General features: G+C 49.0%; 10 protein-coding genes and 1 pseudogene. All 11 read left to right on the forward strand.

Annotated features, from left to right (window positions below; all coding sequences use genetic code 11):
- Positions 1–13: 13 nt before the first annotated feature.
- Positions 14–1,789: a phage tail tape measure protein gene (locus ACLQ7H_RS07630; protein ID WP_411752140.1), complete on the forward strand. Its 1,776-nt coding sequence runs from the start codon at positions 14–16 to the stop codon at positions 1,787–1,789.
- Entirely contained in the window at positions 1,789–3,045 is a 1,257-nt protein-coding gene (locus tag ACLQ7H_RS07635; RefSeq protein ID WP_411752141.1) for a DNA circularization protein, read from the forward strand. The genes ACLQ7H_RS07630 and ACLQ7H_RS07635 overlap by 1 nt, the downstream gene beginning before the upstream one ends.
- Positions 3,038–4,129 carry a phage baseplate assembly protein gene (locus ACLQ7H_RS07640; RefSeq protein ID WP_411752142.1) on the forward strand — a complete coding sequence of 364 codons (1,092 nt, stop codon included), beginning with the start codon at positions 3,038–3,040 and terminating at the stop codon, positions 4,127–4,129. The genes ACLQ7H_RS07635 and ACLQ7H_RS07640 overlap by 8 nt, the downstream gene beginning before the upstream one ends.
- Positions 4,120–4,659: a phage baseplate assembly protein V gene (locus tag ACLQ7H_RS07645; RefSeq protein ID WP_411752143.1), complete on the forward strand. Its 540-nt coding sequence runs from the start codon at positions 4,120–4,122 to the stop codon at positions 4,657–4,659. The genes ACLQ7H_RS07640 and ACLQ7H_RS07645 overlap by 10 nt, the downstream gene beginning before the upstream one ends.
- A complete protein-coding gene (locus ACLQ7H_RS07650; protein WP_411752144.1) occupies positions 4,656–5,105 on the forward strand; it encodes a phage GP46 family protein in 450 nt (149 codons plus the stop codon). Before ACLQ7H_RS07645 ends, ACLQ7H_RS07650 begins: the two co-directional genes overlap by 4 nt.
- On the forward strand, positions 5,095–6,168 hold the full coding sequence (locus ACLQ7H_RS07655) for a baseplate J/gp47 family protein (RefSeq protein ID WP_411752145.1): 1,074 nt from the start codon (positions 5,095–5,097) through the stop codon (positions 6,166–6,168). The genes ACLQ7H_RS07650 and ACLQ7H_RS07655 overlap by 11 nt, the downstream gene beginning before the upstream one ends.
- Positions 6,153–6,737, forward strand: coding sequence for a YmfQ family protein (locus ACLQ7H_RS07660; RefSeq protein ID WP_411752146.1), 585 nt, complete (start codon positions 6,153–6,155; stop codon positions 6,735–6,737). Before ACLQ7H_RS07655 ends, ACLQ7H_RS07660 begins: the two co-directional genes overlap by 16 nt.
- A 2-nt stretch (positions 6,738–6,739) precedes the next feature.
- Positions 6,740–7,492, forward strand: coding sequence for a tail fiber protein (locus ACLQ7H_RS07665; protein ID WP_411752147.1), 753 nt, complete (start codon positions 6,740–6,742; stop codon positions 7,490–7,492).
- Positions 7,492–8,367: a tail fiber assembly protein gene (locus ACLQ7H_RS07670; protein WP_411752148.1), complete on the forward strand. Its 876-nt coding sequence runs from the start codon at positions 7,492–7,494 to the stop codon at positions 8,365–8,367. The genes ACLQ7H_RS07665 and ACLQ7H_RS07670 overlap by 1 nt, the downstream gene beginning before the upstream one ends.
- A 9-nt stretch (positions 8,368–8,376) precedes the next feature.
- On the forward strand, positions 8,377–10,257 hold the full coding sequence (locus ACLQ7H_RS07675; protein ID WP_411752149.1) for a hypothetical protein: 1,881 nt from the start codon (positions 8,377–8,379) through the stop codon (positions 10,255–10,257).
- Between the two features lie 394 nt (positions 10,258–10,651).
- Positions 10,652–10,720: pseudogene (srlA, locus tag ACLQ7H_RS07680) on the forward strand (PTS glucitol/sorbitol transporter subunit IIC); the annotation flags it as partial.

Raw genomic sequence — 10,720 nt, forward strand, 5'->3', positions numbered from 1 at the left:
TTGAGGAAGCAACATGGCAAAGCGCCTTGATACTGAAATCATCATCAACCTGGCGGGTAACCTGACCGCAAAGGCCCGTCAGTTTGGTTCCAACATGTCCGAATTTGCTCAACGTAATCAACGCGCCATGTCTGTTGTCAAAGCCACAAGCGAGATGGCTGGTCGAGGGTTGGACAAGTTAGGAAATCGATACACCACGGCGATTGCTGGCTTTGCTGGCGGCGCGATCTTGCGTAACTATGCCACGGTTGATCGCCGACTGACCCGCCTAGGTATCTCCGCCGATAAAACCCGTGCAGAAATGGGCGCAATCTTCAACGATGTTCAGGATGTAGCTATTTCATTCAAGGTGGACAGTAGTGAAGTCGTTGCCGCACTGGAGGAAATCAACGGTCGTACCGGGGATATGGAGTTTGGGTTAAAAAACCTAAAGGGGTTAGCCGCAACCATAGCTGGTTCAGGAAGCTCGGGGGCTTCCATTGGTGGGTTGTTCGCTGAGTTTAAAAAGTATGGCATCACTGATGGTAAAAACGGTTTCCTGGCTATGGACGTGCTGAACAAGCTGGGGAAAGAAGGCGCATTTGAGCTGAAGGATTTAGCAGAGAAAGCCACTCCAGCGCTGTCACTCTATGCTGCTGCTGGTGGTACGGGTGTTAAGGGCATCAAAGATGTTGGCGTGTTGTTGGAATCAGCTATCGGTGCTACTGGTAACCGCGATACAGCTACAACCTTGGTTGAAAACTTTATCCGTGAGATTCAAAACCCAAAGATTGCAAAAGCCTTGAAATTCAAAGGAGTGGACACAAAAGATAAATCAGGGAAATTACGCCCCTTGCCTGAGTTGCTTGAGGAAATAGCAAGGAAATCAAAGAAAGGTGGAAGTAAAGGCGGTCTTGGTCAGATAGGCGAGTTGCAGAAAGTTGGCTTTACTCAGACCAGTTTGGACTTAATCTCCGGTGTGTCCAGCCAGTCAGGGATGGAGAACTTGCACCGATTTATGGGGGTCACGGCTGATGGCAGCAGCATTGAAGCCGATGCCAAGTATGCCGCGCAAGACTTCACCTCCGCTCTACAAAGCCTTACGACTATCGGGGAAAAGTTTGCTAACACCAACTTGGCCAAGCCGGTGCAAGAACTAGCTGACGCTTTGAATTCAGTTGATCAAGATACCGTCCAAAACTGGCTTGAGATCGGTAAGAATGTTGCCATCGCAACAGGTGGCTTGCTCGCGGCAAGAAAGGCTTTCCAGTTAGGTAAAGGGGCTTATGATTTTTTACGCCCTGGCAAAAAAGGAATACCAGTTGGGATTGCTGATGTTTTCGGTTCCGGGGTTATGCCTGTTTATGTAACTAATATGGGTGAGGGTTTGACTAATGGCGGAAAAGATATTACCGATGAAATTAGAGACCGGTCAGATGTATTGGATGAGCTGGGTAATGTCGGTCGCGTAATAAAAATTGCCAATGAATTAACTGATGTTGTTCCCAAAGATGATGAGGAGCGTGAGAAATTAATAAAACGTGTTCAAGAAAATAATAGCCGTTCTACGCTTTGGACTGATATCAAGAACTGGTTTTCCTCTACTCCCGAGTACCAAGATCCTTCCCCTTGGGGAGAGATGCAATCACAAAATAAAACTGTCGGTTATCCAATGGTGCCTCAACAGCTTCAGGGAAATATTGAAGTAATAGTTAAAGATGATCGGGTGCAGGTGAGCAAGGTTCAAATCAACACGCCAGGCGTCACAATGAGTGCGCAAACCGGCGTCAGTAACGTGGAGCAAGATTAATGGCCCCTAAATGGGAAGACCTGCGTGATGCGTCGTTCCGTGGCGTTCCGTTCCACTTCGTTGATGTTGAAGGCACTGGTGGCCGTCGCGCTATCCCTCATGCTTACCCCAAGAAAGAAGTAGGTTGGACGGAAGACCATGGTGCCGTTCTGACCCAAGAGCAGATCAACGGCATCTTGCTGGGGAGTGACTACCAGGCGAAATTGAACAGCCTGCTGGCGGCATTGAACACACCAGGGCCGGGTGAGTTGGTTCACCCTTGGTTCGGCGTCCAACATGTGCAAGTTGGCAAGGTTACCCACAAGCTGAGTACCGAAGAAGGCGGTATTGCCTACGTCAGTTTTGAAGTATTCGAAGCTGGTGAACAGTTGTTTCCAACCCAGCAGGAAGACACCACGGCCACCACGCTCAGTGCTGCGGATAGTGTCAAAGAAGCGTTGGCCAACGGTGACTACTTTGCCGCCTTGGATGGTGTCGGCAATATGGTTGATACCCTGCTTGATGACCTGCAAGGTTTTGTTACCAACCTTCCTACACTGCCCGATGCACTGAATGAATGGATGGACAGGTTGAACCGTTTCAAAGACCTGGCAGGCATCATCGTGGCCCGCCCTGGTGAGTTGATCCGTGAAGTCACCAACCTCATCAGCGACGTGAATGATCTGGTAACAGAGCCGCCCTGGGCGCTGCGTGTGTATGACCAATTGCGTGAACGTTGGGACGGTGATCGAGCTGCCAGGGCGGCGACCAATTCCCTGGCCGATAACATCGCAGTGAACGTCAATACCGGTTTTGCCAGCAGTGTAACCCGGTCATCAACAATCGAAATTTCCGATGCTATGCAGGCGAACATAGATGATTTCCAGCAGTTGGTGATTGTCTCTTCTCTGGTGGCCAAGGCCGAGACCGTGGCCACGGCAACATTTGAAACCAGTCAGGAGGCAGAGCGTACCGGTGACGAGCTGGCCGAGAGCCTGGGTGAACGAGCCATTGATGCCGTCGAGTCTGGACAGCGTGAGCTTTGGCGTTCGCTGCGTTCTCTGCGCTTTGCCGTGGTGAATGATGTCCGTATCCGTAGTGTTCAACTGCCGGATCTGCGACGCGTATCGCCTGCACAGACCACACCTGTGATGCTGTTAGCCTGGCGGGAAACTGGAGATGCCGAACAGAGCGATGCCCTGGTGACCCGTAACCGCCTGCGCAACCCGGCTTTTATTCTTCCTTCCCAGGTGATCGAGGTGGTAGGTAATGAGTGAGATATTGACCCTGAATGTGGATGGGAAAATCTGGGCAGGCTGGACAGAGATGACCATTAACCGCTCATTGGAGAGTATCGCTGGTGAGTTTGATCTCACCATTACCGCTCGCTGGTCTGCTGCGGCCCCACGTTCTATCAAGCCTGGTATGCCTTGCTTTGTTTCCATTGGTACAGACCGAGTGCTAACGGGGTACATAGATGACTTTATACCCAGCTATGACGCAGATAACGTTTCTATGCGTGTGCTAGGGCGTGATAAGACCGGTGACCTAGTAGATAGCTCTGTGGTCGATAAATCTGGCCAGTGGCGCGGCCAGAAGCTGGAACAGCTTGCCGCCACAGTTTGCAAGCCATACAGCATAGATGTCATCAACGAGACTGATACAGGTGAATCCTTCAGCGGCATTACCCTGGAGCAGGGGGAGACAGGTTTTGAGCTACTTGATCGCCTGGCAAAACAGCGCGGTGTGTTGATAACGTCTGATGCCTGGGGACGTTTGATTATCACCCGTGCGTCAACCCAGCGAGCCGGGGTATCACTGGTACTGGGTGACAACATTCTGGCTGCGCGTGGCCGTTTCAGTTGGCGGGAACGCGCTAGCCAATACATCGTCAAAGGTTCCGTTGCTGCTGGAGGTTCGACCTGGGACGATCAACCCGTGAGCATGGTAGGTGGTCGCCAGGTTGTGGTGACCGATTCAGAAATCAACCGATATCGCCCGAAGATTCTGGTAAACGAAGATAATCTGACGGTGGGCGGTGCCAGTGCGCGGGGTGAGTGGTACAAAACCCGGATGCTAGGGGAAGCCAACACTACGGAGATAACGGTGGCTGGCTGGCGTGAAAAGCGTGATACCGGCCCACTATGGCAGACCAACCGCCTGGTTGTTGTGAAAGACACCATACAACAACTTGATGTTACCTGGCTGATTAAAACGGTGTCATTCATGGAGGGGGATAATGGCCGTTTGACCGTGCTCACGCTGGTGCCACCTGAGTCCCTAGATATGCCAGCCCAAAAGGCCAAAGGAAAAAAAGGCAAAGGGAAGAAATCGACCAGCCTGGGGGTAACATGGGACTGAAAGACGTCAACTTTTCCCGCTCCATCAATGCTATTGGCCGCCGTCTACGCCTGATGGTTGACCGTGCTGTAGTGCGGATGGTGACGGACAGCCTAGGCCGCCAGAACCTCCAGGTGCAATCACTGGCAGATGAGACTAATGACAGCGTGGAGCGCTTCCAGAACTATGGCGTGTCATCCGTACCACCATCAGGTTCAGAAGCCATTGTGATTGCGGTTGGTGGTCGCCGTTCGGGCATGGTGGCCATCGCTGTTGAGGACAAGGCATCGCGACCTAAAGGGCTAGACCCCGGCGATGTTTGCGTGTATCACAGTGAGGGCCATACCATCACCCTCAAGCAAGGCGGCGTAATAGAGATAAGAGGGAAAACGGTTAATCTGGTAGCTGACGAGTCCTGTGACATTGTGAGTAAACTCATTAATATCACCGGCCCCACCAACTTCAGTGAAGATATCCAGGTTCAGGGTAAAAGCTTCCTTGACCATATTCACAAGGATGGCGACGGTGCTGAAACATCGAAACCATTATGACCATCCAAGTAAATTGGCTTTTGCCCGCTGGCGGCGATATTGAAATAGAACACAATGGCCTTTCGCTTGACGAGGGCCTTGTTTCTTTAGTGCTGATTTGCTTGTTCACTGATGCTCGTGCCGATGTTAGCGATGAAATACCCGATGGCACGGAAGACCGGCGTGGCTGGCCCGGTGATTCCTTTAGTGATTTTGAATGGGGCTCCAAACTCTGGTTAATTGACCGTGAAAAACTCACTGAAGAAATTCGCCTGAGTGCTGAAAACTATGCCAGCTTATCGATGCAACCACTATTACGCTATGGCTATGCTCGTAAGGCCCAGATCATTGCCACTATTCCGCGCCCTAATTGGCTGGCATTAAGCATTGTACTTACACGGCCCGATAGAACAGCACTCACCGTGGAAATAAAGAAACGCTGGGAGGCTCAGGAAAATGCCGTTTAATATACCGACCACCCGCCAAATTATCCGCACTGGCATCCAGGATTTAGAGGTTGAATTAGACCAATCGCTACCTATTGTTGGTGTGGAACGCGCATTAAATACAGCGTTCAGCGGTGCGTTGCGTGACGTTTACGATTATCAGACGTGGATAGTTAATCAAATTATCCCTTCTGATAAGTCAGATGACCAAACCATTATTGATACCGCTCGTAATGAGGGCGTTATTCGCAAACCTGCCGCCTTTGCATCTGGCCCAGTGATATTCACCGGCACCAATACCGTGCCGTTGGATACTGAGATGCAGACGCAAGACGGAGTTCGCTATCACGTTACTGCGACAGAGGCCCCCGCTGGTGGGAAAATCCGCGTCACCGTCCAGGCTGATGAAGTTGGCACCAGCGGCAACCTGAAAGGTAGTGAGTCGGTCGCGCTGATCTCCCCCGTTCCTGGTGTCAACAGCGACGGTATTGTGGGTGATGAGGGGGTATCTGGCGGCGCTGACATCGAGACCATCAGCGAACTGTTGACCCGTCTGTTATACCGCAAACGTAACCCGCCTATTGGTGGCGCGTTGCATGATTATGTTATCTGGGCGACACAGACACCCGGCGTCAGTCGCGCCTGGGCGTTTGATAGTTGGCATGGTGTAGGCACCGTTGGGCTTGCGTGGGTGTATGACCAACGTAGCGACATCATCCCAACAGAGACGGACAGAACAGCCATGCAAGCCTATCTGTTCCGTCATCAAGACCCGGCCACCGGCACCTGGGTGGGTAAGCCTGGCGGCGTGGAGGTTTGGCCAATTCCATTGACCACCAAGCCACTAGATATGGTGGTTCGAATTGTGCCAGATACCACCGCTACGCGTCAGGCCACCATACTGAGCTTGAACGCGTTATTCCGTTCCCTCTCACCAGGTGAAACGCTGCTGTTGTCCTCAATCCGTACAGCGATAGGTTCCGCCACAGGCGTAAGTGATTACGAGCTGGATCTTACTACCAATCAGCCAAGTGAAAACTATGAGTTGATAACCTTGGGGGCAGTGACATGGCGCATAGTCTAGAAGAGTGGCATGACGTGCTTCAGCAACTTATGCCCCGTGGCCGCGCTTGGCCACGAGACCAGACAGCCGCATTAACGTCGCTTTTGAGGGGCTTTAGCGGGCGTTTAAATGCCGTTGAAGCTAATGCCGATCTATTAATTAAGGAGATGCGGCCAGAGACCACGGAACTATTGCTGGAAGAATGGGAAGACTATCTTGGATTGCCGGACTGCAACGCTATTCCTGATGGCTTTGAGCGCCGCCGTGATGCCGTGGTGGAGAAATATCACCGCAAAGGTGGCCTAGCTACCTGGCAGATTGAGCAAGCCGTAAAGGATGCATTGGGATTTACCATCCATGTAACAGAGGTGTTACCACACCATGTACTGCGTAATATAATGTACCCGATTTATTCCCATAAATACCGTTTCATTATGCAGGTAACTGTTACCGATATGCCTATGATCCGGTTTAGAAGTTTGAGCAACGTTTTAACGCCGTTAATCAGTTACCAGGCACAGATATTGGAGTGTTTTTTAAGACGCTATCGTCTTGCCGGTCACGACTATGATTTTTTCTACGAGGTTTAATTATGTTTCACTTGGATAATGCGTCTAGCGTTCCCGACATGCAGCCAGTGAGGCCCGTACTATTTACTGAACGCCGATATTTTACTGAGGGCGGTGATGGTGTTGCCCCAAGTTATCCTGGTGCAGATTGGTTTAATATTATTCAACTCGAAATGCTAAATGTTCTGGCGCTGGCAAATATCACACCGGATAAAACACAGTTTGACCAATTTGCAAAAGCCATTCGAGTTTTTTCGTCGGATTACATGTTACCACCTGGCATTCCTTTAGCTTGGCCAGGTGCAATAGCGCCTAATGGATTCGCGTTGATGTTGGGCCAAAACTTTAATCTGCTTGCCTACCCCCTTCTTGCACTGGCTTATCCCGACGGGATCATTCCCGATATGAGGGGTCAGTCAATCAAGTTCTTGCCCCCTACCGGACGTAGCCTGTTGTCATATGAATCTGATGGTGTCATAGCTCATAGTCATGGTATCGCTATAGAATCCACTGATTTGGGGACTGTTACGACCAGTGATAATGGGGAACATGAGCACCAAGGTGGCTGGGGAGCACCTGGGACAACATGGGGAGAAATTTGGTCAGGTACGGATAATCAAGGGCCGCATGATCGCAGTAACACCAGTGCCGCCCCTAGCCATCATCATACCGTATATATCGGTGCGCATGCGCATACGGCAACAATTGCCGCTACGGGTAATGCAGAAAACACCGTCAAGAATATTGCTTTTAACGCCATCGTGAGGTTAGCGTAATGTCTTTTACTTATTCAGCGTCGCCACAAGCACTTTGGCTTTATCAATATGATGTCAACGGTGCTTATATTGGTTCCGTTTTCATGCATATCCCGGCGAATATGGGATTGCCAGCTAATACAACTTACCTACCTTGTGAACCAGAACCAGGTCAATCAGGTATTTTTAATGGTGAGGATTGGGATTACATAGTTGACCCCAGAGGGACACAATATTGGAATGAGCGGGGCCAAGGGTTTGTTATCTCCAGCATAGGTGAGCGGTTGCCTGATTGGGCGATAACAATTACCCCTCCCTCCGTGCCAGTAGGGTGTGTTTTACTCTACAGGGAAGACCAATGGCAGTGTATTGAGAATAAAACAGGTCAAGCTTTTTATGAGCATAACGGTAATAAACATACAGTGCCAGACCCTTATTTTACCTTGCCGGAGGGTTGCACATTCATTGAGCCGCCAGACAACAAGCCGACATATGTAACTCAATGGGATGGAAATGCATGGGTTTATCTAAAAGACTTGCGTGGTCAAACTGCTTACAATATTGAAACCAAAGAGTTGCTATGTATATCTCATGTCGGGCCATTACCAGATGGATATACATTGATTCCTCCTGGCCCATTTGATACATGGAGTGGCCACTCTTGGATTAAAGACCAAGATACCGAGCGGATGTTCTATGCGGAACAGGGCGAACGTCAGAAAGCGAAACTGCTTGCTAGCGCTACAGAACAAATCTCAGTGCTAACCTATGCCGTAGATAAAGATATGGCTACGGAAAAAGAAAAGGCCAAACTAGAACAGTGGAAAGAATACCGACTGGTACTGAACCGTCTGGATACCTCAACACCTGAAATCACCTGGCCAGAGAGGCCATAAGGAGGCGTCATGTTCCATTTGGATAATACTAGTGGCGTTCCTGAAATGCCGGAGTTGAATCAACTACAAAGCAATAACGCCCGGTGGTTTGGAGAGAGCAACGCTGAAGGTGGCGTTAGCTGGCCTGGGCGCGATTGGTTTAATATTGTTCAGGCTGAGTTGCTAAATGTTGTTACCGATGCAGGAATAGAACCAGATAAATTCAAGCTAAATCAAGTTTCGCTTGCTATATCCAAGACCATAGATAAACGATTGAGCGATTTGATTACTATTAATAAGCTCGGTGGCGCGTTCATCATCTTTGATGACGCGAATCCTGAAACCAAAGCTGACCTAATACCTATTGCCATTGCAAATGACTTTAGAGCTGGTTTGGCGGTCTATGCTCAAGGTATTCAGTCTGGCTATCACTTTGTGTCATTGCCTGAGGCCATTGATTTCAGCAGAAAAGTTAACGGTGAAATTCTTTCTCATTCACTCAATGGCTTTACCCTTGATAACACAGTTGATCTTACTGTTGGAGAAGCGTGGATTGAGTCATCTCAGCTAGAGTTTTCGCAAATGGGGTTCAACCCTCATGGTTTTGTTGCACCAAACTCCGTACTTGATGCAAAGTTTTTGCCCAAGCTGAAATCATGCTACGACTACGCATTTATACGAAGTGCTACCATGACTGTAAACACGAATGCCGTGAACCTGATGGGAGCGAATCGCTATAATCTTGTTCGTGTTGCTATTGAAAGCATCACTTTTGAACGTGCAAAACAGTATGTGGATTATGCGAAGTCGGTAGCAGGGTATGTTTGCTTTTACACCCATAAATATGTGTCATGGTTACCTAACCTGATGCAATACATAAAAGAGAATATTCCCAATATTACCCCATCAGAATGGATTGGGGGCCAATTTGGCCTGATAAGAAACACTGGTGTATTGCCGACAGAGAATCTAATCAACAATACGTCGTTCCAATCGCTTACGGCTGAGGTAAACCCGTTTAACTGGACACTTGATCTGTCTGGTCTAACTTCACCAACAAAGCGATTGGCTATAGGCAATGGTGTGGGAAATCTAGACATTGAAGCAAAGGCAAACCTTGCTGGGCAAGCGGGATACTTGCGATATAGGTATGTGACCGGGCCAATAGGCATTTATACGCCGATTTGTTTTTGTATCAATGCCAGTAGCTATTACAGCAACGACCCAGCTCAGGTTACTACCAACACCAAAGCAACGCTGACCATGAGGTTGATATCGGCTACAGGGACAGTGCTTAGGGAAAGCCCTGTGAGGCAATATGTTGTGGCATCACAACGGCCACTCCTTTACGTCAATGATGGTTTTACTACCGCCTCAAATGCAGCCTACATTGATATAGAGGTAAAATTTGAGACCATCAATGACGGTGATCTGCGAATTATCCTTTCGGCTCCACAGCTAGAAAGGGCTGGTCTACCTACACCTTATAAATATTCACAGTTCCCAAGTAGCTATTTTTCGAGAATCAGGAGAACAACGGGGCTATCAATCGCAGCAAACACGATAACAACTGTTGTTTTCAACACTCTGCTTGAGGGGAGCAACGTTGTTTACAACACTACTACAGGCGTTCTATCGTCGAGTGATGGTAGAAACTATCTCTTACAGGTAAACCTCGGGTTTAACGGCCTGGCCCCTGGTGATGTCGCCATTTTGTATCTTCAGGTTGATGGTGTCGCAATTTATCCGGCGTACTCGATTTCACCACTTGGCAAGCATGTGTTCAATGCATCATGGACGGTGCGAGGTGACGGGAGAGCGTACTCAATTGCGATCAGCCATAACAGTGCTTCTGCAAGGTCATTGACGACGTTTTCTGATGCAGCTCTAACCATTTCGGCTACTAACTAACTTTGCTCAATCAAGACGTGTGACCACGTAGATTGAGAAAGTTTTATGAGCGTCGCGGATTTTCGAAGTTTGTGAATCAAATTTTCATTTTTCGCGACGCGCAACAGCCGTGCAGGACACCTATCTCGACAACAGCGTCACCATCGCTTAATCGTTATTTATCAAATTATTAGCATTCAAGGCTCAGCTGTGCTGGGCCTTTTTCATGTCCAACCCCCTCTATCCTTTCATTTTTTGTTTCTTTCCTTTCACTTTAATCTTTCACAATAAAATATTTATCTTTCAAAGTGTGATCCATTTAAAACAAAAGCCGAACCAAAGTGGTTACTGTATGACCCATGGCGACAGAGCCGCACTTCGCTCCAGGCCATAGCATCCATCACAGGAGAAAAAAATGATTGAGCTAATAACCCACGGAGCCGAATGGTTTATCGGCCTGTTCCAAAAAGGCGGGGAAGTGTTT

This window comes from Serratia sp. (in: enterobacteria), assembly GCF_046715635.1.
Classification (GTDB): domain Bacteria; phylum Pseudomonadota; class Gammaproteobacteria; order Enterobacterales; family Enterobacteriaceae; genus Chania.

What these genes read in the sequence shown, in the direction of transcription:
- ACLQ7H_RS07630 (WP_411752140.1), top strand. Translation starts at nt 14, where the DNA reads ATGGCAAAGCGCCTTGATACTGAAATCATCATCAACCTGGCGGGTAAC.
- ACLQ7H_RS07635 (WP_411752141.1), top strand. Translation starts at nt 1,789, where the DNA reads ATGGCCCCTAAATGGGAAGACCTGCGTGATGCGTCGTTCCGTGGCGTT.
- ACLQ7H_RS07640 (WP_411752142.1), top strand. Translation starts at nt 3,038, where the DNA reads ATGAGTGAGATATTGACCCTGAATGTGGATGGGAAAATCTGGGCAGGC.
- ACLQ7H_RS07645 (WP_411752143.1), top strand. Translation starts at nt 4,120, where the DNA reads ATGGGACTGAAAGACGTCAACTTTTCCCGCTCCATCAATGCTATTGGC.
- ACLQ7H_RS07650 (WP_411752144.1), top strand. Translation starts at nt 4,656, where the DNA reads ATGACCATCCAAGTAAATTGGCTTTTGCCCGCTGGCGGCGATATTGAA.
- ACLQ7H_RS07655 (WP_411752145.1), top strand. Translation starts at nt 5,095, where the DNA reads ATGCCGTTTAATATACCGACCACCCGCCAAATTATCCGCACTGGCATC.
- ACLQ7H_RS07660 (WP_411752146.1), top strand. Translation starts at nt 6,153, where the DNA reads ATGGCGCATAGTCTAGAAGAGTGGCATGACGTGCTTCAGCAACTTATG.
- ACLQ7H_RS07665 (WP_411752147.1), top strand. Translation starts at nt 6,740, where the DNA reads ATGTTTCACTTGGATAATGCGTCTAGCGTTCCCGACATGCAGCCAGTG.
- ACLQ7H_RS07670 (WP_411752148.1), top strand. Translation starts at nt 7,492, where the DNA reads ATGTCTTTTACTTATTCAGCGTCGCCACAAGCACTTTGGCTTTATCAA.
- ACLQ7H_RS07675 (WP_411752149.1), top strand. Translation starts at nt 8,377, where the DNA reads ATGTTCCATTTGGATAATACTAGTGGCGTTCCTGAAATGCCGGAGTTG.